Origin of the sequence: Leptolyngbya sp. NIES-2104 (genome assembly GCF_001485215.1) — a bacterium.
Lineage (GTDB): Bacteria > Cyanobacteriota > Cyanobacteriia > Leptolyngbyales > Leptolyngbyaceae > Leptolyngbya.
Map to the genome: position 1 here is coordinate 4,677,826 of NZ_BBWW01000001.1, position 26,047 is coordinate 4,703,872.

27 protein-coding genes are annotated in these 26,047 nt (G+C 46.5%); 12 read left to right on the forward strand and 15 right to left on the reverse strand.

Annotated features, from left to right (window positions below):
* Positions 1 to 107: 107 nt before the first annotated feature.
* The 4 genes from NIES2104_RS22515 to NIES2104_RS22530 all read right to left on the reverse strand — a co-directional run bounded on the left by NIES2104_RS22515 (position 108) and on the right by NIES2104_RS22530 (position 4,481).
* Entirely contained in the window at positions 108 to 1,022 is a 915-nt protein-coding gene (locus NIES2104_RS22515) for an ATP-grasp domain-containing protein (protein ID WP_059000495.1), read from the reverse strand.
* Between the two features lie 186 nt (positions 1,023 to 1,208).
* Positions 1,209 to 1,442: a hypothetical protein gene (locus tag NIES2104_RS22520; protein WP_059000496.1), complete on the reverse strand. Its 234-nt coding sequence runs from the start codon at positions 1,440 to 1,442 to the stop codon at positions 1,209 to 1,211.
* A gap of 18 nt (positions 1,443 to 1,460) precedes the next feature.
* On the reverse strand, positions 1,461 to 2,078 hold the full coding sequence (locus NIES2104_RS22525) for a flavin prenyltransferase UbiX (protein ID WP_059000497.1): 618 nt from the start codon (positions 2,076 to 2,078) through the stop codon (positions 1,461 to 1,463).
* Positions 2,079 to 2,126: 48 nt separating this feature from the next.
* The gene (locus tag NIES2104_RS22530) at positions 2,127 to 4,481 is read right to left on the reverse strand and encodes a ribonuclease R family protein (protein ID WP_059000498.1); all 2,355 of its coding nucleotides are present in this window, start codon (positions 4,479 to 4,481) and stop codon (positions 2,127 to 2,129) included.
* Positions 4,482 to 4,994: 513 nt separating this feature from the next.
* On the opposite strand from NIES2104_RS22530, the gene NIES2104_RS22535 reads away from it, so the two are divergent.
* Positions 4,995 to 5,732 carry a DsbA family protein gene (locus NIES2104_RS22535; RefSeq protein ID WP_059000499.1) on the forward strand — a complete coding sequence of 246 codons (738 nt, stop codon included), beginning with the start codon at positions 4,995 to 4,997 and terminating at the stop codon, positions 5,730 to 5,732.
* 31 nt (positions 5,733 to 5,763) lie between these two features.
* The gene (locus NIES2104_RS22540; RefSeq protein WP_225895275.1) at positions 5,764 to 6,189 is read left to right on the forward strand and encodes a peptidase; all 426 of its coding nucleotides are present in this window, start codon (positions 5,764 to 5,766) and stop codon (positions 6,187 to 6,189) included.
* Between the two features lie 165 nt (positions 6,190 to 6,354).
* Here the strand turns inward: NIES2104_RS22540 and NIES2104_RS22545 are convergent, their stop codons facing one another.
* Complete coding sequence (locus NIES2104_RS22545) at positions 6,355 to 6,693, reverse strand: P-II family nitrogen regulator (protein ID WP_059000501.1); 339 nt, start codon at positions 6,691 to 6,693, stop codon at positions 6,355 to 6,357.
* A gap of 201 nt (positions 6,694 to 6,894) precedes the next feature.
* Positions 6,895 to 7,464: a hypothetical protein gene (locus NIES2104_RS22550; RefSeq protein ID WP_059000502.1), complete on the reverse strand. Its 570-nt coding sequence runs from the start codon at positions 7,462 to 7,464 to the stop codon at positions 6,895 to 6,897.
* 233 nt (positions 7,465 to 7,697) lie between these two features.
* Between NIES2104_RS22550 and queF the strand changes: the two genes are divergently transcribed.
* Both queF and NIES2104_RS22560 read left to right on the forward strand, forming a co-directional pair.
* Positions 7,698 to 8,096, forward strand: coding sequence for a preQ(1) synthase (queF, locus tag NIES2104_RS22555; RefSeq protein ID WP_059002018.1), 399 nt, complete (start codon positions 7,698 to 7,700; stop codon positions 8,094 to 8,096).
* A 63-nt stretch (positions 8,097 to 8,159) separates the two neighbouring features.
* On the forward strand, positions 8,160 to 9,281 hold the full coding sequence (locus NIES2104_RS22560) for an acyltransferase (RefSeq protein ID WP_059000503.1): 1,122 nt from the start codon (positions 8,160 to 8,162) through the stop codon (positions 9,279 to 9,281).
* On the opposite strand, the gene NIES2104_RS22565 is transcribed toward NIES2104_RS22560, so the two are convergent.
* Genes NIES2104_RS22565 through NIES2104_RS22590 form a run of 6 tightly spaced genes read right to left on the reverse strand, consistent with a single transcriptional unit; the run spans position 9,264 to position 14,706 of the window.
* Complete coding sequence (locus tag NIES2104_RS22565) at positions 9,264 to 9,641, reverse strand: DUF2809 domain-containing protein (RefSeq protein WP_059000504.1); 378 nt, start codon at positions 9,639 to 9,641, stop codon at positions 9,264 to 9,266. The genes NIES2104_RS22560 and NIES2104_RS22565 overlap by 18 nt on opposite strands.
* Before the next feature lie 3 nt (positions 9,642 to 9,644).
* On the reverse strand, positions 9,645 to 11,018 hold the full coding sequence (locus NIES2104_RS22570; protein ID WP_059000505.1) for a cytochrome c biogenesis protein: 1,374 nt from the start codon (positions 11,016 to 11,018) through the stop codon (positions 9,645 to 9,647).
* Between the two features lie 2 nt (positions 11,019 to 11,020).
* Positions 11,021 to 11,752 (reverse strand): cytochrome c biogenesis protein CcdA, encoded by a 732-nt coding sequence (locus NIES2104_RS22575; protein ID WP_059000506.1) that lies wholly within the window; start codon positions 11,750 to 11,752, stop codon positions 11,021 to 11,023.
* Positions 11,753 to 11,805: 53 nt separating this feature from the next.
* Positions 11,806 to 13,008 carry an FtsW/RodA/SpoVE family cell cycle protein gene (locus tag NIES2104_RS22580; protein ID WP_059000507.1) on the reverse strand — a complete coding sequence of 401 codons (1,203 nt, stop codon included), beginning with the start codon at positions 13,006 to 13,008 and terminating at the stop codon, positions 11,806 to 11,808.
* Positions 13,005 to 13,583: a hypothetical protein gene (locus NIES2104_RS22585; protein ID WP_072218118.1), complete on the reverse strand. Its 579-nt coding sequence runs from the start codon at positions 13,581 to 13,583 to the stop codon at positions 13,005 to 13,007. The genes NIES2104_RS22580 and NIES2104_RS22585 overlap by 4 nt, the downstream gene beginning before the upstream one ends.
* Before the next feature lie 31 nt (positions 13,584 to 13,614).
* Positions 13,615 to 14,706: a zinc-binding dehydrogenase gene (locus NIES2104_RS22590; protein ID WP_263971015.1), complete on the reverse strand. Its 1,092-nt coding sequence runs from the start codon at positions 14,704 to 14,706 to the stop codon at positions 13,615 to 13,617.
* Here NIES2104_RS22590 and NIES2104_RS22595 point away from each other — a divergent pair.
* A complete protein-coding gene (locus tag NIES2104_RS22595; protein ID WP_059000508.1) occupies positions 14,705 to 15,157 on the forward strand; it encodes a DUF29 domain-containing protein in 453 nt (150 codons plus the stop codon). The two genes, NIES2104_RS22590 and NIES2104_RS22595, sit on opposite strands and share 2 nt — an antisense overlap.
* Here the strand turns inward: NIES2104_RS22595 and folB are convergent.
* Positions 15,154 to 15,513, reverse strand: a complete 360-nt coding sequence (folB, locus tag NIES2104_RS22600) for a dihydroneopterin aldolase (protein WP_059000509.1) — start codon at positions 15,511 to 15,513, stop codon at positions 15,154 to 15,156. The two genes, NIES2104_RS22595 and folB, sit on opposite strands and share 4 nt — an antisense overlap.
* Complete coding sequence (locus NIES2104_RS22605; RefSeq protein ID WP_225895276.1) at positions 15,513 to 16,901, reverse strand: glycosyltransferase family 39 protein; 1,389 nt, start codon at positions 16,899 to 16,901, stop codon at positions 15,513 to 15,515. The genes folB and NIES2104_RS22605 overlap by 1 nt, the downstream gene beginning before the upstream one ends.
* A gap of 124 nt (positions 16,902 to 17,025) precedes the next feature.
* On the opposite strand from NIES2104_RS22605, the gene NIES2104_RS22610 reads away from it, so the two are divergent.
* The 4 genes from NIES2104_RS22610 to NIES2104_RS22625 all read left to right on the forward strand — a co-directional run bounded on the left by NIES2104_RS22610 (position 17,026) and on the right by NIES2104_RS22625 (position 21,965).
* Positions 17,026 to 18,768, forward strand: coding sequence for an NFACT family protein (locus NIES2104_RS22610; protein WP_059000511.1), 1,743 nt, complete (start codon positions 17,026 to 17,028; stop codon positions 18,766 to 18,768).
* Between the two features lie 641 nt (positions 18,769 to 19,409).
* Complete coding sequence (locus tag NIES2104_RS22615; RefSeq protein ID WP_192843619.1) at positions 19,410 to 20,405, forward strand: metal ABC transporter substrate-binding protein; 996 nt, start codon at positions 19,410 to 19,412, stop codon at positions 20,403 to 20,405.
* The gene (locus tag NIES2104_RS22620) at positions 20,402 to 21,124 is read left to right on the forward strand and encodes a metal ABC transporter ATP-binding protein (protein ID WP_059000512.1); all 723 of its coding nucleotides are present in this window, start codon (positions 20,402 to 20,404) and stop codon (positions 21,122 to 21,124) included. Before NIES2104_RS22615 ends, NIES2104_RS22620 begins: the two co-directional genes overlap by 4 nt.
* Positions 21,087 to 21,965: a metal ABC transporter permease gene (locus tag NIES2104_RS22625; protein WP_059000513.1), complete on the forward strand. Its 879-nt coding sequence runs from the start codon at positions 21,087 to 21,089 to the stop codon at positions 21,963 to 21,965. Before NIES2104_RS22620 ends, NIES2104_RS22625 begins: the two co-directional genes overlap by 38 nt.
* Here NIES2104_RS22625 and NIES2104_RS22630 read toward each other — a convergent pair.
* Complete coding sequence (locus NIES2104_RS22630; RefSeq protein ID WP_059000514.1) at positions 21,951 to 22,544, reverse strand: hypothetical protein; 594 nt, start codon at positions 22,542 to 22,544, stop codon at positions 21,951 to 21,953. The genes NIES2104_RS22625 and NIES2104_RS22630 overlap by 15 nt on opposite strands.
* Before the next feature lie 108 nt (positions 22,545 to 22,652).
* Here NIES2104_RS22630 and NIES2104_RS22635 point away from each other — a divergent pair, with 108 nt between their 5' ends.
* From NIES2104_RS22635 to gmd, 3 genes are all read left to right on the forward strand, one after another.
* A complete protein-coding gene (locus NIES2104_RS22635) occupies positions 22,653 to 23,816 on the forward strand; it encodes a glycosyltransferase (protein WP_059000515.1) in 1,164 nt (387 codons plus the stop codon).
* Between the two features lie 93 nt (positions 23,817 to 23,909).
* Positions 23,910 to 24,620 carry a sugar transferase gene (locus tag NIES2104_RS22640; protein WP_059000516.1) on the forward strand — a complete coding sequence of 237 codons (711 nt, stop codon included), beginning with the start codon at positions 23,910 to 23,912 and terminating at the stop codon, positions 24,618 to 24,620.
* A 339-nt stretch (positions 24,621 to 24,959) separates the two neighbouring features.
* A complete protein-coding gene (gmd, locus tag NIES2104_RS22645) occupies positions 24,960 to 26,036 on the forward strand; it encodes a GDP-mannose 4,6-dehydratase (RefSeq protein ID WP_059000517.1) in 1,077 nt (358 codons plus the stop codon).
* Positions 26,037 to 26,047: the final 11 nt, after the last annotated feature.

Below are 26,047 nucleotides of genomic sequence, written 5' to 3' on the forward strand. Positions count from 1 at the left end.
AGTGGGTTTTAAGCGTTCTCTCAGCACAAAATCGCCCGAAAGAACGACGAACATTCTATATTTTAGCGGCTCACGAGTGAAGCCTGACAGAAAGATACCGAATGCGATTAGATTGAGAAGTCGAGTGCGCGACCGCTCTTAGGAAGAATGGCTGAATTCCAATCAAGATGTCTCACGAAGGCAAAAAAGAATGGGCAAAGACTTGAGCCAAACCTTGGATTGATTTCCAAGATATAGGGACGATCCTGCCAAACTTTATAATTAACGCAGCACAGCCCTTCAAAGCCAATGCTGCTCAATACGGCAGAGAACACATTAAGATACGGGCAAGGGCAAATTTTTCGATAGATCGAGTGGTCTTTGCCCTTGATTGGCATTTCGGTTGTAAATCCATACTCAATATTGATCGAACACACGATTCTTTGATCCTTGAAGACAATGTGCGTAGCGTATTCATGGCTTCCCTGAACGAAGGCTTGGGAGAAATAATCTGGATGATTTAATCTATCCGAAAAATCCTGCTCTTGCTCTGCATCGAGAATCAGGTAGCTATGTTTTCCCCATTGATCGATTCGCTTTTTCAAAATGTAGGGATAGCTGAATTCGCCTCCCACTGTTGGAATAAAGTCAGCGAATCCTTTCTCAATCAACGTTTGATTAAATGCGACTTTATCATCACAGAGTAAGAGCGTTTCGATACTGGGAATAGGGATAGGATTATTGACGATCAAATGGCGAACTTCATTCAAATATTTCAAGTCGGAGATTGTCAACGGCACGACGAGATGATGAGCTTTGATGCTGTCGGGTGAAAGCTCTCCAAACGTAATTTCATGCTGCGTCAAGTTAAAGCTAGGGCTAATTGCTTTCTGCCATAGCTCTACATCTGAAAACAGAATTTTCAGCTTTGATTTAGAAGCCAAGCGAGACTGAAGTGACTCATTCAGAATAAATAATTTGTCAGTTAATTTGCTCGCGATTTTTGCAGATGAGTGTGTTGGACTGTAGGACTGCACTTTCATAATAGCGATCGACAAAATGGAAAATACGTCAGAATGCTACAAGCAGACTAAGTGCAAATATCTACGCGAGCTAACGAGAAAACAGATTAAGATACCATACGCTATGGCGTTGTAGCCATTTAATTAAATCATCATTTTCAAAATTGAAGTAACAAATTTATCTATCAATGTGAAGTAAAGATGGAATTAATCCGGACGATCGTCTGTGAAGCGCTCGATCGATGCGGTCATTCCTTCTGAATAGGGTTCTAACACCGTCGCTGCAACCTGAAGATCAGCCAGTGCTTGACTAAATTCTTCTGTGTCTGGATCTGCCACTTCTAGGATTTGGATTGCTGCAATTGCTTTCTCAAGCTGGGGGCGGTACTCTGCCATGTGGCGCTTGAGGCTGATAAACGATCGTTGAGAGGTCGTGATCATCGGCTGAATCTCCTTATTCTAAGTATCGGTTTCTTTCCAACGATCGACACCCACACAATCAATCTCAAACTGATCCAATGCCCGCGCCACCACGAAATCGACTAAATCTTCGATCGATTTCGGGTTGTGATACCAAGCTGGAATCGCCGGAACAATTCGCGCTCCTGATTCCGCTAATGTGGTCAGATTGCGTAAATGAATCAAACTAAATGGCGTTTCTCGCGGCACAATGACCAATTTTCGCCCTTCTTTAAGCTGCACATCCGCCGCCCGTTCGAGCAAATCAGAGCTTAATCCGGCTGCAAGTTTACCGACCGTACTCATACTGCAAGGGATTACGAGCATTCCTAATGTACGGAATGATCCACTGGCAATATTCGCGCCGACATCGCCCCACGAATGACAGGTAAGCTTGCCAGCAAATTCGACTCCTGCTTGAGAACGCCAGAATTGTTCTTGCTGGACGGGTTCCGGTGGCATTCGGATATTGAGTTCGGATTGCCAAACCATGTAGGTCGCTTTCGAGGCGACAAGCTCGATCGCGTAATCCGCTGATAAAAGATACTTCAGTGTGCGGACGGCATAAATCAGACCCGAAGCCCCGGAAACCCCGATAATCAAAGGACGTTTACTCACAGCGAAATCCTAAATAGAAAATGCGGGTGTGATTTCCCGCACTTTCTATTATTCCTCACCAAATTCGTCATCGGGAGTTTCAGTCTGGAAGTCCGATCGCTCTTCTTCAAGGTCTTCATCAGTCGCTTCACTGCCACCACCGACAGCGATGAGATCGATTTGCTGGCGGTAGTAGTCAACGCTCTTGACTTGGACTTCGATCCGATCGCCTAATCGATATTGTTTGCGATTTTTCCGACCGACTAGGGTTTGCTGACGCGATCGGAATTCGTACCAGTCATCTTTGAGCGAACTGACGTGAACTAGACCTTCGACTAGGAGTTCTTCGAGTTCCACAAACAATCCATAAGATTGAACTCCGGTGATCAGACCGTGGAACACTTCGCCTGTACGCTCTTTCATCAGTTCGGCTTTCTTCAAGCCTTCGAGGTCATTCTCAGCATCTTGAGCAATTTTCTCGCGTTCAGTTAAGTGAACCACAACGCCTTTGAAATGGCTCTCAAGTTCTTGATGTAGATCGGTAGGTAGAACGTTCCAATTGATTTGACCGTGACAAGAACTATGGCGCAGATCGACGCTATCTTTCACGCGGGAGGAACGTCGATCGCGTCCTTCTTCAAACACGGCATGAAGCGCTCGATGCACCAGCAAATCGGGATAACGACGAACCGGAGAGGTGAAATGAGTGTAGCCTTCGTCTAACGCCAAACCAAAATGCGCTTTGGGTTCAGTGCTGTAGAACGCAGGCTTCATCGTGGAAAGCAACAAGTAAGTGAGAACTCGCTCTGCATTCGATTCTGCAAACGCATGAGTGAAGTTTTGATAGTCTTGGGGGCGAACTTCTTCTTCCTGTTCAAGCTTCAGTTCGATTCCCATACTGACCGCAAGTTTCACCAGTTCTTGCACTTCTTCGAGATCAGGAGTAGGATGCACTCGATATACGCCCGGAATTCCTAACGCTTTCAGGTGAGAAGCGACAGTTTGATTGGCGAGTAACATCAATTCAACGATCATCGAGTGAATCGGAAGTGTGGAAGAAACGACAACCGCACCGAGAACGCCTTCGTCATCATAGTGGAACTTGCTGAAGGTGAATTTGCCTGCTTCTTCTGGCGATTCTGAACCGTCAGGACGAGCATAGATTTTTTCTGGCAAGTTCAGTTCAAATGCACCGCGTTTACGGCGTTGGTCTTTGATCGCGTGACTTAATCGATCGAGTTGTGCCAGCAGTTCAAAAATCGGCTCGAATTCTTTCAATTCTTCCGTATGTTGATCAGCTAAAATCGCCTCTGCTTGTTCATAACTCAGTTTGTAATCGACTTGAATCACAGAAGGCTGAATCTCGAATTCGATCACTTGTCCCGATTCATCCAGCGTAATCAAGACGGAAATCGCAAGCCGATCTTTTCCAGGTTGCAGTGAACAGAGATTTTCGGTCAGTTGTTCCGGCAGCATTGGAATCACTAATTCACCGAGATAAGCCGAAGTTCCGCGTCTTTGAGCTTCTCGATCGAGCGATGATGCTGATTCCACATACCGCGCCACATCCGCGATATGAATCCCCAATCGCCAATTTCCCGCCTTTGTTTTCTCCAGCGTAATTGCATCATCCGCACTATCTTCACTGCTGGCTTTGATTGTGAGCGTTGTTAATCCACGCAGATCAACGCGCATTTTCATTTCCGTTTTTGTCACCTTATTCGGTAACTCTTTTGCAGCCGCAAGAACGGTTTCCGAAAATTCACGCGGTAAATCATGTTTGCAGCAAACAATATCAATATCTGCCGCGTCATCATCTGCGCCTAAGACTTTTGCAACTTTACCAAGGGGTGCATGTTGTCCGATCGGGTAACGTTTGATCTGCACATGCGCCAAATGATCGATCGCTTCATCGAGCGTTAATCCGTTTTCATTCACCTGCAATTCAAACAACAAGCGATCGTCTAACGGAACGGCTCGAAATTCTCCAGCCTCATTTCTTTTAATTCTTGCCAAAACAGATGGATTCGCTCTTTCAAGAATCAATCGAACTTCACCTTCAGGACTGCGGCGGCGGCTCCCTTCTTTCGTCACGCGGACTAAAACACGATCGCCATTCCACGCATGATTTAATTGGCTCTCACGGATATAGATATCTTCAGAGCCTTCCGTATCTTGAATCGCGAAACAAAAACCCTTACTCGAACAGCGTAACTTTCCTTCCACCACGCCATCTTCAGTCATGCGGCGATATTTTCCGCGTTCTTTGACCAAGACACCGACCTTTTCTAGAGCATCAAGCGCAATCTGGAGGCGGCGCAGGCTCGGTTCGTCGTTGCACTCTAGCTTTTTCTCTAAAGCTTTGGGAGCGACTAATTTATCGTCTGTGAAGTTAGCGAGTAACTCAGCGATCGAGAATTCCATGAAGCGATTTGTCCTCGTGTGTTGAACGGAGTGGTCAGAATATCAGCCCTGTCATCGTCACTGGTCGCGTTTGAGGCAGTCCTCATGCTGACTTTGCGCGATCGACAACTCAACAAGCCGATGAGATTCCCAGTTTTAGCAGGTGGGAGAGCTGCGAACGGGTGCAGGCGACTGATAGGAAGGGGTGCGAAGCTCCGAAGTTGACCCAAAATCAACGGATTCGGAAGTTCTATTTCCGCATAAGAACACGCTGCTTTGAGAATGCGAAATGTTGCCCGGTGTGATTCATCGCTGTGGGATGAAGTCACTCCTTTTTTGCGCGGTAGCCATGCGCCACACAACAAACGCGATCCCCTTTCTATTCTTACTCAGGTTGGGCGTGTTGACACATCGATTCTCATGAGAAATGCAATTGAGGGGTTTAATTTCTGAATTGATTTGCAGTTTTTCTACTCGTTCCCCGATCGCGAACTTGAGCTATATTGCGAGGACAGATTGAACACTAGGAACGCAATGAAAAGACTTAAACAATTCATGGGCTGGATACTAATCAGCCTTGTTTTATTTAGCTGTTCTGCTCCAGTGCAGGCAGACTCGAATATTGATCCGAAATTTGAAGCTCAAGTTTTAGAAGTGATTAAGAAAAATCCACAGGCGATTCTCGATTCGGTGCAGGCTTATCAACGCACTCAACAAGACGAACAGCGCAAAGCACAACAGTCTTTTATGCAGGAATTGCAGCAGAATTCCAAGGCAGTAATTGGTCAATCGCCCACCAAAGGCAAAGGGAAAACGGTTTTAGTCGAATTCTCTGATTTTCAGTGCCCGTATTGTCAAGCCGCAGCGGGAACGGTTCGGCAATTCGTGACAAAGAACAGCGATCGCGCCACACTGGTTTATGAGCATTTACCACTCACGAGTATTCACGCTCAAGCACTTCCAGCAGCGAAAGCAGCTTGGGCAGCCGGACAGCAAGGGAAATTCTGGGAATTTCATGATGGACTGTTCGCACAGCAGAAAGAATTAGGAGAGCCGTTGTATGCGAGTTTGGCGAAAAGCTTGAAACTAGATGTAGGGCGGTTCGATCGCGATCGCAATTCTGCATCCGCCGAAGCCGCTATCACTCAAGATTTGCAACTCGCGGAAAAACTGGGAATCAATGGAACGCCGTTTTTTGTGATGAATGGTCGTGTATTCTCTGGAGATGTTGAACTCGCCGCATTAGAGCAAGTTCTCAATCAAGCGCAATAGATGGAAGTGAGAAGTGAACATGAAACGATGGATGTCTTGGCTTTGGGCGGTTCCCGTTGCGATTTCAGTTTCGACGAGCGCAATTGCCCAAACACCAAATCGACCGTATGCCCCGATTCCGCTGACACCAGGCAGAGAAGTCAACGATCGCTTATCGGATGCGGATATTCCCACCGGACAGGGCAATTTTGCGCGGGATTATCTTGTGCAATTGCAGGCGGGGGATCAAATTGCGATCGATTTGTCCTCGGATAGTTTTGATTCGATCGTGATGTTGATGACGACGAATGGATCAACCGTGGCAGAGAACGATGATGGACCGGATGGCACGACAAATTCGTTACTGTTTACTCGAATTGCGCGAACTGGAAATTACATCGTTCGGGTGAAAGCGTTTGGAGAAACCGCAGGCGGACCTTTTAAGCTGAAATTAACGCGATTAAGACCTGTGCAGTAAGTCAGTTTGATTAGTCTTCTCACTTCGTTGCTAACCCGCCCCGGAATGGAATTCGGGGCGGACAAACAACGGAGCGCGAGAAATCATCAAATTTACAATCAACAAAAAGAGGCAATCCAAACCGGGCTGCCTCTCATCGTTTGAATCAGTTAAAAATTAGTGTCGCTAAACCGCTTCAAAGTTCTTCTCACCCGTCCGAATCCGAACCACTTGATCCACTGGAGTAATGAAGATCTTACCGTCTCCAATTTCTCCCGTTCGAGCGGCAACGATGATTTTATCAACCACCATATCCACCTGATCATCTTCGACCACGATTTCGATTTTGAGCTTTTGTAAAAACTCAACCGTGTATTCAGATCCCCGGTAGCGCTCAGTTTGACCTTTCTGCCGTCCAAACCCTCGGACTTCAGAAACCGTCATTCCGACAATTCCAGCGTTGACTAATGCAATTTTGACTTCATCGAGTTTAAATGGGCGAACAATCGCTTCAACCTTTTTCAAGCGCTTACACTCCTTAATCCTAATTTCTATCGTTCGGGCATGACACTATCTATCATTGTTCACAAAAAAGATTTTGTAACAACGAATACGATCGATAGCCAGTTTACCCGATCGCAGTGCTGATCTTCGAGTTTCGCACGACCCGCGAAAAATCGGAATTCTCAGTAGCAATTCGTAATTTGAGTGTTACGAATCAAGACGTTACTTGGAGGAAGGAGCTAACAACGGACGCACCAACAAGAAGCCTGCACCAAAGGCACTGATAACAATTAAGCCAATCACAACCGCCAGCATCCAGCCGTTTAATTCGATGTAAGACTCTTTTTCTGGCTTGATTTTGCGACGGGGTTTGCTGTCTTGTTCGATGATTAGCTTTTCTTCGATCGGTTCAAGTGGCTTCAGTTCCAAATGGGGCGGGAGCGGTTCAGCGACGGGTTCAGCAAGCATCCGAGGCGGCATTACTGGAATGTGAAAGGTTGGCTCTTCGATCGTCAAATCCACACGAGGAGCAGACGGAGCCGTAGAAGGCTGAATCGCGTTCGAGAATTTGCGAAGTTGGAGGGCGGCTTGTACCGTTTTTTCGATCTCTTGACGCAATTGTTGATTTTGTTGAGCCAACTTCTGATTTTCAGTTTTGATTGACTCCATTGCGGTTTTGGTTGCCTGAAGTTCTGCAACGACTTCGCGATACACCGAGATGGGGACAGCAGGAGCGTGTGCAACCGATGTAGGAGGCAAGTTAACCGATCGAGGTGGCGTTTTTTGCGTCATGGGGTTCATAGCTGTAAAAGTAATCCGAAAAAGCTCGAAATGGTGATGCCTCAGAATAGCTGCAATTGAAGCAATCAACGCACTTTTAGTCAAGTTTTTTGCAGAAAAATTTTCAATAAAAGCTGGAGATTCGGGGATTGCTGAGAGAATCGCTAAAAAATCAGTTGTTTCAATCGTGCATCCGTGTAAATCCGATTGCTAAGATCGATCAGGTTATTTTCTCTCAATTCAATATGACACAAGCGCAAGAACACCCGGAAGTGAAGTACGGGGAACGCCTGATCGAAGAAGGCAAGCTCATCACATTTCCCAATCCTAGACCCGGAAGACGGTACACGATTTCGATTACGCTGCCAGAGTTTACGTGCAAGTGTCCGTTTTCTGGCTATCCCGATTTCGGCACGATCTATGTCAACTATGTGCCTGATCAACGGGTGGTGGAGTTGAAGGCGATTAAGCTCTATATCAATAGTTATCGCGATCGCTACATTTCCCACGAAGAAGCCGCAAACCAAATTCTCGATGATATGGTCGAAGCTTGTAATCCGTTAGAAGTCACGGTGAAAGCCGACTACACGCCGCGTGGGAATGTTCACACCGTGGTTGAAGTCACGCATCAGAAACAGGCGTAATCACTGCCCAATCTGGAATAGAAACTTGGGCAGACTAGCGCTGAAGTTTCTATTCCCATCCCCGTGAATTCACCTGTAAAGTCTTCCTCAAATCGATTCCTCGAATTAGATGTTTTGCGCGGAATTGCAGCATTTAGCGTCGTTCTGTTTCACTACACTAGCCAGTACGCTACGTTATTTCAGCATTCCTCAGCGCTCTGGTTTTACTTCGCGATCGGGCGGCATGGGGTGGAATTATTTTTCATGATTAGCGGCTTTGTGATTCTGATGTCGCTGGAGCGGACAAAGCGCGGATTAGATTTTATTGTGGGACGGGCAGCAAGGTTGTATCCGGCGTACTGGGTTGCGATCGCGCTGACGAGTATCGTGGTCGCGATCGCTCAAATTCCGACGCTGCAAGTGACACAGATCGAAGGATTGGTCAATTTCACGATGCTGCATGGATTTTTCAAAGTTCCTCATGTCGATGATGTGTACTGGACACTTCAGCTTGAGTTGTGTTTCTACGGGTTGATGTTTGCTGTGTATCGGTTGCAATGGCTGAAACACATTGAGAAAGTAGTGATTGTTTGGTTGTCGATCGCGGCTTATCTAGCTTTTAAGACTTATACGGCGCGATGGGGCACGATCGTCGAAGTGCCTGAGTTTTCCGGTCGTGTTGGCTCGATGCCGCTGATGGTTGCAAGCAGTAAACTGAATTTTGTTGCAGAGATCAGGGATTTATTTCGAGAAGCTTTTCTATTCAAATACGCGCATTTATTCACGTTGGGAATGGTGCTATATCGTATGAAACAAAGCGGGTTAACTTGGCAACGGGGAGCCACGATCGCGGTTTGTATTCTGATGCAAAAGATTGCTTACTCTTCCGAAACAAACTGGGAAACGACGCTATTCGTTGCTGCGTTCGTTCTTGTGTTTCATCTAGCGCTTCAAGGTTATCTGAAATGGATTTGCACTAAGCCGCTGATTTTCCTGGGAACGATTTCTTATAGTTTGTACTTGGTGCATCAGAATATTGGTTACGCCATGATCCGATCGCTGTATCAAATCAACGTTGATCCGAATCTCAGCATTTTAGTAACGACGATCGCGATGATGTTGATTGCCACTGGAATTACATTTGGTGTTGAACGCCCTGCAATGAAATGGATTCGCGATCGATACGAACTATGGAAGGCGACGTAAGAATTTCAGCCAAAGCCACCCTGCAGAACAACCCAAACCGTAAGGTGGGAAGTCTGACCACAAAAACGTATTTCCGAGGACTAATCGACCAGGAAGCGTAGCGCGGATGGCTTGGAGAAAAGGCGGCTTCCAGAGTTGCAGAAATTCGATCGCGCAAGAGAAGAGAAAGACCCCGATCGCAGTTTTCGCGATCGACATTTTCGGAAACCAAAACTGCACCAGTGCAATAAAGAAAATCTGGTAAGCGATACTGCCAAAGACATCGCTAAACCAGTCTGGAAACATTGGAGAGAATCGCACAAAGTAACCGAGCGGAACGATAAATACGATCGTCAACAGTAAAGAAAGGCGATAAGGCATGAATTAGGTCTGAGCGAGTTGGCTAGTCGGAGTAGACTCCGCTCCATTTTGGTCGATCGCATCCAAAATGCCCAAAAATTCCCGCTCGAATGTGACCTGAGCGCGATTCGTTCTGCCTCCGATATAGATTGCTCCCTCTTGTTCTAAGCCCCAAATCTGAGAGTGAGACACATAGCTAAGGATCACACCTAACATCAACAAACCGAAACCGAGATAGACGATCGGGATTCCAGGATCAGCTTTGATTTGTAGCCCGGTGCTACCAATTAGATCCACGATCGACAATCGCACCCCTTTCACCTCAACCGCCATTCCTTTCCGAACCGTTGAGATTAGCTTTCCGTCCATGTCATAGATCAACAGCAACCCCTGTAAGTCTTTCGCAACCAGGGAAACGCCATCGCTCATATCCGGTTTCAACGGGAGCCAAGTACCCCAAATTCGACCCCCCACGGCATCGAGTTTCGCCATCGGGGACTGAAGGACTGGACTGTTATTGAGTCGAACTTGAATTGCAGCGATCGACCAATCGGCTTGATACATCGTCACGCCGTTGTGTTTCATCGGTTCGTTGACGTGAATCGTTTTGCGATCGACTTCTTTCCCGTCTTTATCCAACACGGACAAATCCGAATAAAACTGATCAATCTCGCCGGTCGGTAAGTAATCAATCCAAAAGCGATTTACTTTCACCGACCAATCTTTTGGAATCTGTGGAGCCGCCCAAATCCCAGCATCAACGACATTATCAATTTTGAACCTACCGCCGCTCGGAACCATTTCCTGAGCAATAAAGCCCGTCGTTGCACCAATCACACCACCCACCAGCACCAAAATCATTGCAGCATGAACAATGATCGGACCAATCCGCCCCACAATTCCTTTATGTGCATATAGCTTTTCACCTTCTCGGAAAATTTTGTATTTCCGTTGTTCCAGTAAAGTTGCAAGCTGATTGATGTCGCCTTTCGGAAACTCTGCACTCAGCGCAAACTTACGAAATTGGCGGGGCTGACTGTAAAAGTTCCAAGTGCGAGAAAACCAGCGCAGAGCGGGTAATTGACGGGTAAAGGTACAAGCGATGAGACTCGCACCGAACAGAATGAGTAGAGCTAAATACCACCAAGTTCGATAGACATGATCAAGCCCTACGACCAGTAGCACTTTCCAGGTAAGGAATCCGAATAATGCAGGATGTTCCGGATAGTTCGCTTGATAAAACGCGATCGATTGCCCTTGCTCGATCACCGTTCCCGTAATACTGAAAACCGCGATCGCTAACAAAAGCACGATCGCCAATTTCAAATCTGCGAGAACAGGCAATAGTTCTTTCTTAAAATACCGTTTTGGAACCGCTACGAATTCTGTAAAAGTCATATTTAAAATGCAAATCGCGACACTAACGAAAACACACCAAACCCAACCAACAAAGCACCGCTAACGGGTGTAATCCAACCCGACCAGCGCCGCAATTCTAGTAATTTTTTAATCGCTGCCGTGAACGTTCCCGCTAATATCAACGGTGCAACATAACCAGCGGTGTAACACAGTAAAAGTGAACCGCCCAGAATCGGATCTCCGGTTGATGCAATCCAAGCCAGAATCGTTGCTAACACTGGAGTACTACATGGTGAAGCGACTAATCCGAACGTGACTCCTAAGAGATACGATCGCACCCCCGCAGGCAGTTCTTTAGAAATCCAATCCGTTCCCCCGATTGACGGTAGCGCAAACGGTAACGCTTCTAATAAATTCAATCCCATCAAAATCGCGATAACGCTCACGACGATCGGTAAACCGATTCCAACCTGTCCATACACTTTTCCAAGCAATGTCGCCCCGATTCCCAATCCCGCTAGAGTCGTCGCCAATCCAAGCGAAAACCAGGTCGATTGTGCCGCCGCTTGCCAGCGAGATTTCGCCTCATAGCCGCCGATATACCCGATCGTAATCGGCAACATCGACAACGTACAAGGAGTCAGACTCGTGAGCAATCCCGCTGCAAAAATTACACCAATGCTCACAGGCGTAATGTGTGCGAGTTGGGACGAAACTAAGCGATCGGCAAATTGCGAAAGCTCATAAAGTTGGGTTTGAAGCGTCTCGAACATAGGACTAACTGAGGAATATTAAGCGATTTGAAGCGCCTCTAATATTCTAAGAGTTAGCGTGACGGTCTGGGCTTCATTCGTCGGGTTCTCGCTTCAGCAAATGAAATCACTTTCGGATTGTCGATCGACATTACCCGCGCTTCGCTACTTTCACGCGCCACCCGAATCAACAACGCCGCACACACCAAACTCGACACCATCGAATTCACACCGTAGCTGAAAAAAGGTAACGGTAGTCCAGTGGTCGGCAATGCGCCCGTTGCGACTCCGATATTAAGCAGCGATTGACCGACGAGAATCACCATAACCCCGATCGCGACTAATCGATGCACCGCATTCTTCGCCTGCCGCGCCACAATCAACGCGAACGTTGCATAAACCACCAACATCAGCATGAACAACACGCAACCAATCAAGCCGAACTCTTCAGCAAACACCGCGAAAATGAAATCGGTATATTGAATCGGCAAATAAAATAGCTTTTGTTGCGATAAACCAAATCCGACTCCGGTTAATCCACCAGACCCGATCGCTAACAAACTCTGAATCAACTGATAGCCATCTTGCAGCGGATCAGACCAGGGATTCAAAAACGACATCACCCGCCGCCGCTGATATTCCCGAATGCTAATACTCAAAAGCGCGAGAAACAAACCCGCCGCCGCGGTTCCACCCAAATATAAATAAGGGAGTCCCGCCGCGAGTGCCACCAGCCACAAGGTGACTCCACAAAGCGCAGTCGTACTTAAATTCGGTTGCAGTAAGATTCCGATCAACAATAAACAAAACAATCCGAGCCAAGTCAACCGGACTTTCCACGTCAGCCGCTCCCACTGCCCAAAGATTCGTGCACTCTGCAACACCAGAAACGGCTTGATCAACTCAGACGGCTGAATCAAAAATTTTCCTACTTCAAACCAGCGCTGACCGCCATTCACCTCGCGCCCGATCACCGTCGTTAGCAGAATTCCAGCCAGTAAGCCGATAAATGCGAAGCTCGAAATTCCCTGGATGTACCGTAGCGGGGAATGAATCAGCACATTGAAGAGAATCATTCCGAGCGCGATCGCTAAAAGTTGCCGCTTGAAGTAGTACAAACCATCGCCGAGCGCGTCTCCGACCGGAAACGAGGCACTATACATTACCGCTAGTCCAACAAACAACCAGACGAAGGTCAACCAGCGCAATAATCGGGGCGTGATTGCCCAATCCATCGCGGTTGTGTCAAAAAACGGAATGAAGTGCCGCCAGTTCATCGATTTGCTAACTCCGATCGCAATTTTTCCAAGTCATCGAGTAGAAACACCGTCAATTGTCCCGAATAAGCCTTACCGTTCTCGGTTTGAGCGACTTCGATCCAGTACGCGAACCGCTCTCCCCGCCGCAATTCTCCCTGCTGTGCTGCAAGTTGAGTATTCTGTTTAATCACTGCTTCTTGAATGCGGTCTTCGGTTGGGTAGTTTTTGACGAGTTCAGCCTGCTCAAAATCGCGTGCGATTTCTAATCCGTAGATCGATCGCACCGATTCCCGCAGTCGATTTAATGTCACTCCATTTCGCATATCAAATAGAGACAGCATTTCACTGCGAATGATACGCCCTCTGGGTGCCAGTCTCGCCAATTTTCCGGGGGGCATGACCGAGGCGTGAAAGGTCATCTGTTGGGCTGCGGTATTGATCCGCCGCACTAAAAATTTCTCATTTGGACTGGGGCGAACGGTTGAATTAGACTGCATCCAGACCGCAGCTTCATCAAGGGTTTGTCCAGGGATCGCTTGGGCAGGAGTCGCCATCAGCATCAATCCACCCATCATCAAGCCAATCTTTTTCATGGTTCTACTCCAAAGAAGACAGGCTTATCATTCACGGCTCAATTGCGACTTTGATCACTTTGCGCTGTTCCATATCCTGGAAGACTTGTTCGAGGTTCTGCAACGGTTGTCGATCGCTAACCAGTAACTCAAATGGAATGGTTCTACTCGCCAAAAGTTCAAGTGCCGATCGCACAAACTCCGGCGTATTATGAAACACCCCTTTAAGCGTCAGTTCATTGTAGTGGAGTTGTTCGGTGTTGACGGAAATTTTGGTTTCGCGTGGACAACCCCCAAATAAATTGACGGTCGCACCCGGACGAGCGCACTCGATCGCAGTTTCCCAAGCACTCGGAACCCCAGTCGCTTCGATCACAATATCGGCTCCCCATCCGTCAGTGAGTTCTTTGACCGCTTCTGGGACGTTGGGAATTTGCCGATAGTTAAACGTTTTCGCGGCTCCGAATTTTTTGGCAATTGCTAATCGATCGTCATTTCCACCAAATACATAGAATTCGGTTTTTGGAGCCATGACTGCAACGAACATTAAGCCGATCGCACCATCACCGAGAAGAACGATTCGATCATTCGGTTTGTAGTTCGATCGAGCAATTCCATGTAAGACACAGGCTAAAGGTTCGGTCATCGATGCGATCGCATCAGGAACATGATCGGGGATCGGTAATAGGTTGTGTTGAACGATCGCGCTTGGAATTTTCAAATACTGGGCGAATGTTCCGTTGTTAAAGCTTAAATCAGTGCAAAGTGAAAATTCTTTGCGCTGGCAGAAGAAGCAGGATAAACAAGGAGCGGAATTGTTCGCAACGACGCGATCGCCGATTTTCCAATTTGTGATGGATTTGTCGATCGCCACAATTCGCCCTGCTGCCTCATGTCCAAACAGCGTCGGCGGTTTCAACATCTTCGCGTGTCCGCCCCGTCGCCAGACTTTCAAATCTGTTCCGCAAGTCGTCGCGGCTCCCACTTCGATCACGATCTCCCCATTTCCAGGCGTGGGATCGTCGATCGTTTCTAATCGCAAATCTTCTTTTCCGTAAAGTAATGCGGCTAACAAGGGCAGTTTTCTCACTTCAATCAACGACCGAATCTTACAATGGCAGTAGCGCTCAGGAGAATGAAGCATGACGCGATCGATTCCCCAAGTTTCCCTATACGAACAAGATTTCGCTTTATGGATTGATGATACGGCTGCAAAACTCAAGGCTAGAAAGTTTGATCAGCTAGATATTGAGAACTTGATCGAGGAGATTGAAAGTTTGGGACGTGCGGAAAAACGCGAATTAAGAAATCGTTTCGTTGTTCTCATCGCACACATTCTCAAGCGAGTGTATATCGACAGCGCGTATGATAATGGCAATTGGATGGTGACGATCGGAGATCAACGTCGAGAGATTAGGCTGCTCTTAGAGTTCTCTCCAAGCTTAAGCAATTTTCTCACAGAAGGCTTTTCGGACTGGTATCTCGACGCTTTAAGAAAGGTGAGATCGGAATATGCCAAAGTTAAATTTCCTGATGAATGGCAGTTTAGCCAAGATATTGACGCAATTTTGAATGAGACATTTTGGAAAGATTAGGCTTTCTTTCTCACAATGTCGATCGCAATTTTTCCACCAAAATCTGGAATCGGTGCAGCAGGTTTTGTTAATTTCACTTGTACCTGAGAAACTTGCTCGAATTGCAGAATTGATTGCGCGATCGCAGTTGCCAATTTTTCTAATAAATTGAATTTCGATGTTTTGATCAATTTCTGCGTCACTTCAATCACATCACAGTAATTCAACGTGTCAGATAAGCGATCGCTGTCTCCTGCCTTTGCCAAATCAATCCAAAGCGTCAAATCCACTTCAAACCATTGACCTAGCACCTGTTCTTCTGGCAGTGCGCCCGTGTATCCGTAGCCTCGAATCTGAGTTAAATGTATGCAGTCCATTACGGTTTGAAGTTGTAGCCTTTACGCACATAGTAGTTTTTGATCCAAACTCCGAAGCGTTTCACAGGAACGGTAATCGGTTCAGAAGTTCGATCGAATTTCGAGAGTACCATCAATTCCGCTGGATACCAATCATCTGAGAGAATCACAGCATCTTTGCCCTGTAATGGTCTTGGATCGCGGTACCAGAAATCGAATTGATCAAGACGATCGCTAATTGCAATCACATTCCGATTGTTCATTTGATACGCCAACGCTGAAGCAGAACGATAATCAGATGTAACTAGCAATGGATTATTTAGGGTTTGAGATTCGGATTGTACGATCGTAGCAACTTCTTTCCAGCCAAACAACATTCGAGAATCTGGGTCAGCATCTTTGCTAATCAGTGCAGAGAGCGGTAACACCGTATAGTGAATGACGATAATTACTGAAATTATCAATCCATAGATCACATGAGGTTTCGGTTTCTTCAACACAAACGGCAACAGAGGAAATAATAACAAATAAGCTGTGATATTCCAGTAATACAATGCCGCTGACATTAGAGAAATTATCGTTAGTAGGATCGAAGAAATTGCAAAAATCCAAAATGCAACGATCGGATAAATTGAATTGACCGATAAGCGAGTTTTGAGTAATCGATAAAAGCCAATCCAGCAGAACGGAGAAACTATAAAAAACGAAACAAGTGTGAATCCAAGAAATGGACCGATTTTGATTCCTGAAACAACTGGATTAACGCTACGATCGACATAATATCGAAGCGACTGAAAATCATTATAAACATTCCAAATCAGAATCGGAATCAGGCAAGTTAACACGATCGCAATTCCGATATAAAGCCGTCGATCGCGAAACAAAGGACGCAATCGAGCCTGAGTCATCAGTGTGGCAAAAAATCCGAGCGCGACAAAAACTGCATTGTACTTGGAGAGAAATGCGAGAGAAAGCGCGATCGCACTTCCATACAATCGCCAAGTTTCTCCACATCCATCTGAAAGATAACTATCCAAAAATCGAACAAGTAGATAGGCAGAAATCAGCGAGAACGTAATCAATAAATGATCATGCCAAGCAAGCGCTAGAAATATAAAATAGAGTGGTGTAGATAACACAAGCAGCGTAACCACCCGAACATTTAGATCTTTGTGTAGATATCGTACAATTAGAAAATAAGTATAAAAGAAAGCGAGACTACTTAATAAGTTCGGCAATCTGAGGGTGAATGTCGATCGACCAAAAATCGCGCTGAATATTCCCTGAATCCAAGCCTGCAACGGTGGATGATCATAATAAGACCAATCGAGATGCTGTCCCCAAAGCCAGTAATAAGCTTCATCTGAATTCGGAAATGCTGCAAACCAGAAGATTAGACGTAGCAGCAAAAAAGTAAGAAAGAAGAAAATCATTCGATAGCTAGTGGAACCACGACACCCGGTTTTGCATGATGATCGACTATATTATCGTTCGGATTGTGCCGCGCTAATTGCAATAGAGACGAGGTAAACGATGCAGCCAGTAGATTACACAACGCTGATGGCGATTTGTGCGGAATTACGATCGCAGTGGCTCCCCGCCCGATTCGAGCAAGCCTATCAACGCGATCGCTTCACCGTTCTCTTAGCGCTCCGAACTCTAAAGAAACGCGGCTGGCTCGCGCTTTCATGGCATCCCCAAGCCGCCAGAATTCACATGAGCGATCCGCCTCCACGCGATCCCGATACGTTTACCTTCAGTCAGCAATTGCGGCATCAATTAGGGGGACTCGCGTTAGTGGATATCCAACCTGTTTCACCGTGGGAAAGAGCGATCGATTTACAATTCGCACAGCGTCCGGGTGAACCTGCTCTGTGGCATCTCTATGTCGAGATCATGGGGCAATATAGCAACGCGATTTTGGTGAATCAAGAGAATGCGATCGTGACCGCAGCGCATCAAGTTAGCTCAAATCAGTCGAGTGTACGCCCGATTCAAACAGGTCAACCCTATGAGCTTCCGCCCGCTCGACTTGATCCAGCCCCAAACTTACAAGAAACTATAGAAAAATGGCGATCGCGGATCAGTCTCGTTCCTGATTCGATTCGCAAAAATCTTGTCAAATCTTACCGGGGTCTGAGTTCTGCACTCGTTCTGTCCATGTTGGAAAAAGCAGAATTAGATCCGAATCGATCGACTGAGACGCTGACAGATTCAGACTGGAAACAATTATTTGAATGCTGGCAGTTTTGGTTAAGCGCGATCGACAAAGAACAATTTCACCCCGGATTCACATCACAAGGCTATACCGTGATTTGGGGCGACGATTCGGTCAGCGTTCAGAAAATGATCGATCGCTATTATCGCGATCAGTTAAATCAGCAAGAATTCACTCAACTGAGACACCAAATTACTCAGAAGCTCAACAACGTTTTGGGGAAACTGCGATCGAAAGCCGCAGAGTTTGAGAGCCGATTGGATCGCTCTGATCGGGCTGACCAAGCAAAACAGCAAGCTGATCTATTAATGGCGAATCTGCACCAATGGGAACCCGGCATGAAGGCGATCAAGCTTGCTGATTTTGAAACGGGTGAACCTGTGAAAATCCCGCTTGACCCTGAGAAAAATGCAGTCCTGAACGCTCAAGGATTCTACAAGCAACATCAGAAATTGAAGCGGACTCGTGCAGCGATCGAACCTTTGCTTGCGAACGTTCAAACTGAAGTCACTTATTTAGAAGAGATTGAAACCGCGATCGCTCAATTTGAGAAATACGAAACGCCAGATGATCTCAAAGGACTCGAAGAAATCCGCGATGAACTCGTGCAAGAAGGCTATCTCGAAGGTTCGGAATATCGAAAAGCTGCTACTCAACAAGATTCCGAAATTCAGCCGTACCGCTACAAAACGCCGAACGGCTTCGAGCTTCTAGTTGGACGAAACAATCGCCAAAATGATCAACTCACCTTCCGAACCGCGACCGAATACGATTTGTGGTTTCACACTCAGGAAATTCCGGGCAGTCACGTCTTGCTGAGATTGGAACCGGGCACGATCGCAGACGAAACTGATCTTCAATTCACAGCAAATTTAGCGGCTTATCACAGTCGCGCTCGTCAAAGCGAACAAGTTCCGGTGATTTACACGGAGCCGAAGCACGTCTACAAACCGAAGGGCGCAAAGCCTGGAACCGTGATCTACAAACAAGAGCGGGTTATTTGGGGACAACCGCAGCGGGGCAGAGAAATCGCGATCGAGACTAAACCTATCAGTTAAACTTTTCACGAATCGAATCTACCATTAGTAGGAAATATGCCCGAGAACCATGAAGTTTCGTGACAAAAGTTTTGTGTATGTTGTTACAATGTTCAGCAGATAGGGATTATTACCTTATGGAACCCGCTGCAAGTTGGGAAACGCGCAGAAGGGTTTTCTCCAATGTGAAACGACAACAGGTTGATCCAGAGCCAGCTTTGCAGAAAAGTTGGCTCTTTTATTTATATCAGTAACAAGTTGATGCCAATTGTAACGGATGTGACTACTGAAGAATAGATTTTCCAACGATCCACAGCATTGAAATCAATAAACCCGATCATCAATGTAGTTAATAATACGCACTGCTCTAAAAGGATGTTTGAAAAGTTGTTCGTTGCAACGTCCCGCCCTGAAATGAATTTCGGGCTAACGGTGGAAAGTCTACTTCAGTAGACTGGGAGGCAGTTTCAGTCTCTTAGTCCTTTTCAAAGGACTTGCGCCGATTAGCCCGAAATTCATTTCAGGGCGGAGGGCAATCGAAGCGAAAAGACTTTTCACACTTTTCAATCACCCTCTAATCTTAAAACAAAGTAAATCAGGAAAATGAGACTCATTCTCAATGTAGGATAGAATGTGTCTTTCCACTCGGCATGTTTTCCACTATGAGAAGGAATCCAAATCATTCTCCGCTTGTCAGACTCTTTGCCGCGACGCTCTTTGTTTCTGGGGCTGCTTTTGGCGCATTTCTCATAAGCTGCGGACAATCCACCTCGCCTCAAGCCCAGTCTTCTCCTGCTGTCAGCCCCTCTCCCGCTGCAAATACAGAAAATCGATTGCGTGTCGTTGCTACGTTCCTGCCGATATACCTGTTTACGAAAGCAGTCGCGGGAGATGCTGCCCGAGTCGATATTTTGATCAAGCCTGGAACAGAGGTGCATGATTATCAATCCACGCCTGCCGATGTGAGAACGCTGTCAGAAAGCAATGTCGTCGTGAAAAACGGTTTGGGAATGGAGGAATTTCTGGACAACACCATCAAGAGTGCTCAAAATCCGAAGCTCAAAATTGTCGATGCGAGTCAGGGAATTAAACCCGTCGGTGAACTGTCTCAAGTTGTTCAAACTGGAAAAGAACATAGTCACGATCATGCTGAAGGAAATCCGCACGTTTGGCTTGATCCGGTTTTGGCAAAACAGCAAGTCGAAAATATTCGCGATGGATTGAGTGCAGCCGATCCAGACAACAAAGCAAAATATGAGGCAAACGCTGCGGCTTATCTCCAACAATTGGCGACCTTGAATCAGGAATTTGAGCAGCGATTAGGAAAATTTCGCGATCGCACGTTCATCACGTTTCACGATGCCTTCCCCTATCTCGCGCAACGTTACAACCTCAAACAAGTTGCAGTGGTTGAAATTCCCGAAGATCAACTCTCTCCGGCAGATGTAAAAGAAACGATCGACACCGTAAAACAATTCCAGGCAAAAGCGCTCTTTAGTGAACCTGGAGTCGATAACAAGCTGCTCGATGGTCTTTCTAAAGATCTCAATGTGAAGCTTCGTCCATTGGATTCTTTGGAAGCTGGACAAACTGATCCTCAGCATTATTTCACGGCAATGAGAGCCAACTTACAAACCTTAGAAGAAGCGTTCAAGTGATTAGCCCGATCGTCAAAGTAGAAGGATTGACCGTTCTAAGAGGACGGTATGTCGCGTTAGAAAATGTTTCGTTTGAGATTCCTACTGGAAGTTCAGCCGCGATCGTCGGTCCAAATGGCTCAGGAAAAAGTACGCTCGTGCAGGCAATTTTAGATCTAATCCCAAAGGCATCTGGATCGATCGAGATTCTCGGTCGTCCGGTTCGTCGCTTGGGAAATTTGCGATCGCAAATCGGTTACATGCCGCAGAATTTCATTTTCGATCGCAGCTTTCCTATTTCTGTTGCTGAACTAGTCGCTTTAGGTCAAAGCGGCGGATATAAAAAGGCTGCAATCTCTCAAGCGCTACGGCGAGTGAATGCTTATCATTTGTGGGATCAAGCGATCGGAACTTTGAGCGGGGGTGAACTTAAGCGGGTTTTGCTTGCCTATTGTTTAGTGACTCCTCGAAAATTGCTTGTCCTTGATGAAGCGTTCGCGGAGGTCGATGTTCAGGGTGAAGCAGAATTTTTTGACTTGCTGAATGAGCTTCGGCATGAAGAAAACTGGACAGTCTTGCAGGTTTCGCACGATCTTGATATGGTCAATCGACACTGTGACTTTGTGCTGTGTCTTAATCGATCGCTGATTTGCACCGGAGAACCAGAAATCGCTTTATCTCGTGATAATTTGCTTCAAACTTATGGATCTGGTTTTAGCCGCTACCGACATCAACACTGATTTGATGAATTTATTGCAGTATCCTTTCATGCAAAGAGCGATCGTTGCAGGCGTTCTGATGGGGTTACTGTGCGGCTTTTTGGGTAGTTTTGTAGCACTGCGGCAGTTGTCGTTCTTTTCTCATGCGGTCGGACATGCGGCACTGGTTGGAGTCGCGATCGGTGTTCTGATTCAAGTCGAACCAACCTGGACATTGCTACCTTTCACGCTTTTATTTGGGGTCGCTGTTCTTTACTTGATCGATCAAACTGATCTTTGGAGTGACAGCATTCTCAATATTGTCTTGTCTGGGGCATTAGCGATCGGGGTAATTCTCACAACTTTTATCAAAGGCTATCGTGGCAATTTAATTAACATTCTGTTCGGTGATATTCTTGCGGTGACTTGGACAGATATTTCACTGACCGCATTGCTTTTAGTTGTTAGCGTTTCCGTTTTGCTTGCAACGCTACGCCAGCAAATTCTATTAACGCTGAATCAAGCGGTTGCGAAAGTTCAAGGGGTTTCGATTCAGTTTCATCGTTATTTGTTTGTGGTGTTGCTGTCGTTAACGGTGGCGGTGGCGATTAAAGCGATCGGCATTCTTCTAGTCAATGCCTTTCTCGTGATTCCCGCTGCGACTGCGAAACTATTGAGTCATCAATTCAAACCTTATCTAGGCTGGTCAGTTGCGATCGGCGGTCTAAGCAGCATTGTCGGAATGCTTGTCTCTGGTGCGCTCAATTTTCCATCGGGTCCGAGTATCGTTCTCGTTCAGTTCTGCCTGTTTCTAATCGTGTTTATCGTGGCGAAATTGGTTTCAAGAATGAGAATCACCGAGCCGAAATCATCCCAGTACTAAGATCAAGAGCATGAGGGCGAGGCAGACGATCGGAAATCCGAATGCGATCGCGCTCATGACGATTCCCAATTTCGATAATGGCTCTTGATTAGGTGTGCCTTGAGGCGACAACAACCGACTCAGAATATAGCGGAATCTTGGATAATAAACGGCTCCCCAAGCTGGCGTTTTCTGAATCAGAAACCCGGTATTCCGCTCTAAATCCAAAGCAGCGGGGACGTAAAACTCAGCGAATCCTAATTTTCCTTGTCGTTCGCACAGTTCTTGGGCATCCGGCTCAACGCGATCGGCAACATACACCACAAGAACCGCGTTTCCAGATTGCAGCCCGCGTGGAATTGGGGAGAGGTTAACCTGTTTGGATTCTGGAATTAAGCGATCGCGATCGTTCATCATCATCGCTGCCGAGAGCTTGTCCACCCGCTGCACAAAAATTGTGTAATTGACATACGTGAGAAAACATTCCCAATAGAACGATCGACGACCAGCAACAATTCTGTCCTGCTCTGCCTGTAAAATTTGAAATCCCAATCGCTCTAATTCTGCCTGTTGACCAATAAGAGAAGGATCGAGTGTCATCAGATTTAACTCCAATTTGTTGTTCGCTATGATACACCCTGAGACTTCTTCCTCAAATCAAGGACGGAGAACGATAGAATTTGTGCGTGATCTTGGAAGAACTTCGCTGTGAATTTAAAGTACGCATTAGTGCATGAATGGCTGACCCCGAAAGCGACAGGCGGATCAGAACTCGTCGTGCAAGAAATTTTGAAACATATTGATGCCGATTTATATGCACTCATCGACTTTGAATCGACGAATCCGAAAAGTTACTTATACCAACGAAAGATTGGTACAACATTTCTCCAAAAATTTCCCCTTGCGCGAAATGGAGTTCAGAAATATCTGCCCTTTTTACCGATCGCGATCGAACAACTTGATCTGCACGAATACGACGTTATTTTGTCCTCGTATCATGCGGTTGCGAAAGGTGTGATCACGGCACCGAATCAACTTCATATTTGTTATTGTCATGCTCCGATGCGCTATGTGTGGGATATGACCTTCGAGTATCTCCGTAATAGTCGTGCAGGTCGCGGAATTCCGGGTATTTTTACGCGATATCTCCTGCATCAATTACGACAATGGGATGTAATTGCATCGAATCGAGTTGATTATTTTATCGCCAATTCTCAACATACGGCTCGAAGAATTTGGCGCTGTTATCGACGTTCCGCAGAAGTAATTTATCCGCCTGTAAATGTCGATCGCTTTCCATTTGAAGCGCAAAAACAAGACTTTTATCTCACCGTTTCACGTCTGGTTGGCTATAAAAAAATCCCGTTAATTGTTCAAGCATTCAATCAGCTAAATCTTCCATTAGTAGTGATTGGAAGTGGAGCCGAATTAAAGCAAATTCAACAGATTGCTAAACCGAATATTCAAATTTTAGGATGGCAACCGGATCACGTTGTAGAGCAGTATATGAAACAAGCCAAAGCGTTTATTTATGCCGCCTACGAAGATTTTGGGATCGCGCCCGTAGAAGCGCAAGCCTGCGGAACTCCAGTTATTGCCTACGGTGCAGGCGGAACGGCAGAAACTGTGAGAGACTTACGAACATCTCAAGATGGAACGGGCATTCTGTTCTCAAATCAAACAGAAGCCGCGATCGTTGAAGCCGTCCATGCTTTTGAGCAACACCGATCCCATTTTCATCCCGAAAATGCGCGATCGCACTCGCTCAAATTTCATCCAGATTTGTTTAAACAGCGGTATCTTGAATTTATCGATCGAGCCTATCAAGAATTTCAAACCCGGATTGATTTCAAAAACGACCCAATTCGCTAAAAATACTTCCGAATTCGGGAGCAAATTTAACGCTAAAAGAGTCTATGGCTTTATGATCAGGACTGTGTGTGGTGTGGAACAGTAAGGAGTAAGATGACTGCCGATAGCCAATTTGTCCCCGGCAAGCGGATTCGGTCGATCTTCAAGCGCGGAAAACCCTTTATTCTCAATACTTGGGATGCGCTTGACGGCGATTTTGCCAAACGTCTATTCGATATTGTGTTTTCGCTCTCCGTTCTCATTCTTTTTTCTCCGATTTACTTAATTTTGGCACTGCTGATTGCCCTGAGTTCTCCAGGTCCAATCTTCTACGTGCAGGAACGGGTCGGAAAAAATTTCAAACGCTTTGGCTGCATCAAGTTCAGAACAATGGTGCGAAATGCAGACGAGCTGCTGCTCGATCTGATGAATTCTTCACCTCAAATGCGTCACGAATTTGAAACGAATTTCAAACTGAAATACGATCCCCGAATTACCTGGATCGGTCGCTTCTTGCGAATTACCAGCCTAGACGAGTTTCCCCAATTCTGGAACGTCCTTGTGGGTGATATGAGCGTCGTCGGACCTCGACCGCTCGTCGTCGAAGAACTGCCGAAGTACGGGAGCCACATCGAAACTGTCCTCACCATCCGTCCTGGAATCACGGGCTTATGGCAAGTGTCAGGACGCAATGACATTCCTTATCCACAGCGCATCCGCATTGATGTGTATTACGCCAGCTTCCGAAACTTCTGGCTCGATCTGTGGATTGTCTTCAAAACGATCGGGGTTGTCATCTTCCCGAAAAACAACGGAGCTTACTAAACCGGAACTTTAAATTTATGCAGTGATCCGGATACCCTCGATCGCTGTTGTAAGGTTTAGCAGTTTGACAGATTGCTTCTCGATCTAAGCAGTCTTGTCGTCAAAAGCTGGAATAGCCATAGAGATTTGCAAGTTTTGCTTCAGCAAAACTTCTTCTCAAGTCCACGGAATCTTGACACACAAACTGAACCTTTCGCGGTAAGGTTGGGTGTTATTTGTGCTGAGCTTAGGGTTAACTAGGAACAGCTTGTTTCGTGTGCTCTAATCCAGACCGTATGAACCAGCTCAGCATCGACAATCTCTAACCGTCTCTGTAATTGCAGGTGAGGAAAGCAAAGAATGACGCAACGTAAACGTGCACTGTTAACAGGTATCACAGGTCAAGATGGCTCATACTTAGGAGAGTTATTACTAGAACAAGGCTACGAAGTTCACGGCATCATTCGCCGGACTTCCACCTTCAATACCGATCGTATTGATCACATCTACGAAGACCCGCACGTTGAAGGGGCGCGGCTCTTTTTACACTACGGCGATCTCACAGACGGTACGACCTTACGCCGCATTCTCGAAGAAGTTCAACCGCAAGAAATCTACAACCTAGGCGCACAGTCTCACGTCCGAGTCAGTTTCGATGCTCCTGAATACACCGCTGATGCCGTCGGAATGGGCGCACTGAGAATTCTCGAAGCGGCTCGTGACTATCAGCAACGCACCGGGTTAGAAGTTCGCTACTATCAAGCGGGTTCTTCTGAAATGTACGGAAAGGTGCAAGCCGTTCCTCAAACCGAAGAAACACCGTTTTATCCTCGTAGCCCTTACGCCTGCGCGAAAGTGTTCGCTCACTGGCAAACTGTAAACTACCGCGAATCCTACAATATGTTCGCGTGTAACGGCATCCTGTTTAATCATGAATCTCCTCGTCGTGGTGAAACGTTCGTGACCCGGAAGATCACTCGCGCTGTCGCTCGAATCGTGGCTGGACAACAGAAGAAGCTCTACATGGGCAACCTTGATGCAAAACGCGACTGGGGTTATGCCAAGGATTATGTCCGGGCGATGTGGTTGATGTTACAGCAAGACCAGCCTGATGATTATGTCGTGGCAACGGGTGAAACTCATTCAGTTCACGAATTTCTCGATATCGCCTTCGGACGGGTGAATCTTGACTGGCACGATTACGTTGAATTCGATGAGCGCTATCTACGTCCGGCAGAAGTCGATCTGCTGATCGGTGATCCAGCGAAAGCGAAAAAGCTTTTGAACTGGGAACCGTCTGTGACGTTTGAAGAGTTAGTGCATCTGATGGTGGATGCTGACCTGCAAGCGTTAGGAATTAACACGAACGGCAACGGAGAATCGAAAGTCGCAGACTACGCAACGATTCGCCAAAGTTTGATTGGGGTGTCTTTTTAGGAAAACTTACT

Bases quoted from the DNA above. Each gene is read 5' to 3' on its own strand.
- NIES2104_RS22640 (WP_059000516.1), top strand. From the start codon at position 23,910: ATGACTGCCGATAGCCAATTTGTCCCCGGCAAGCGGATTCGGTCGATC.
- gmd (WP_059000517.1), top strand. From the start codon at position 24,960: ATGACGCAACGTAAACGTGCACTGTTAACAGGTATCACAGGTCAAGAT.
- NIES2104_RS22625 (WP_059000513.1), top strand. From the start codon at position 21,087: ATGGATCTGGTTTTAGCCGCTACCGACATCAACACTGATTTGATGAAT.
- NIES2104_RS22515 (WP_059000495.1), bottom strand. From the start codon at position 1,022: ATGAAAGTGCAGTCCTACAGTCCAACACACTCATCTGCAAAAATCGCG.
- NIES2104_RS22550 (WP_059000502.1), bottom strand. From the start codon at position 7,464: ATGACGCAAAAAACGCCACCTCGATCGGTTAACTTGCCTCCTACATCG.
- folB (WP_059000509.1), bottom strand. From the start codon at position 15,513: ATGGACTGCATACATTTAACTCAGATTCGAGGCTACGGATACACGGGC.
- NIES2104_RS22575 (WP_059000506.1), bottom strand. From the start codon at position 11,752: ATGTTCGAGACGCTTCAAACCCAACTTTATGAGCTTTCGCAATTTGCC.
- NIES2104_RS22540 (WP_225895275.1), top strand. From the start codon at position 5,764: ATGTCTTGGCTTTGGGCGGTTCCCGTTGCGATTTCAGTTTCGACGAGC.
- NIES2104_RS22585 (WP_072218118.1), bottom strand. From the start codon at position 13,583: ATGAAAAAGATTGGCTTGATGATGGGTGGATTGATGCTGATGGCGACT.
- NIES2104_RS22615 (WP_192843619.1), top strand. From the start codon at position 19,410: ATGAGAAGGAATCCAAATCATTCTCCGCTTGTCAGACTCTTTGCCGCG.
- NIES2104_RS22565 (WP_059000504.1), bottom strand. From the start codon at position 9,641: ATGCCTTATCGCCTTTCTTTACTGTTGACGATCGTATTTATCGTTCCG.
- NIES2104_RS22595 (WP_059000508.1), top strand. From the start codon at position 14,705: ATGACGCGATCGATTCCCCAAGTTTCCCTATACGAACAAGATTTCGCT.
- NIES2104_RS22530 (WP_059000498.1), bottom strand. From the start codon at position 4,481: ATGGAATTCTCGATCGCTGAGTTACTCGCTAACTTCACAGACGATAAA.
- NIES2104_RS22535 (WP_059000499.1), top strand. From the start codon at position 4,995: ATGAAAAGACTTAAACAATTCATGGGCTGGATACTAATCAGCCTTGTT.
- NIES2104_RS22570 (WP_059000505.1), bottom strand. From the start codon at position 11,018: ATGACTTTTACAGAATTCGTAGCGGTTCCAAAACGGTATTTTAAGAAA.
- NIES2104_RS22630 (WP_059000514.1), bottom strand. From the start codon at position 22,544: ATGACACTCGATCCTTCTCTTATTGGTCAACAGGCAGAATTAGAGCGA.
- NIES2104_RS22610 (WP_059000511.1), top strand. From the start codon at position 17,026: ATGCAGCCAGTAGATTACACAACGCTGATGGCGATTTGTGCGGAATTA.
- NIES2104_RS22520 (WP_059000496.1), bottom strand. From the start codon at position 1,442: ATGATCACGACCTCTCAACGATCGTTTATCAGCCTCAAGCGCCACATG.
- NIES2104_RS22590 (WP_263971015.1), bottom strand. From the start codon at position 14,706: ATGCTTCATTCTCCTGAGCGCTACTGCCATTGTAAGATTCGGTCGTTG.
- NIES2104_RS22580 (WP_059000507.1), bottom strand. From the start codon at position 13,008: ATGAACTGGCGGCACTTCATTCCGTTTTTTGACACAACCGCGATGGAT.
- queF (WP_059002018.1), top strand. From the start codon at position 7,698: ATGACACAAGCGCAAGAACACCCGGAAGTGAAGTACGGGGAACGCCTG.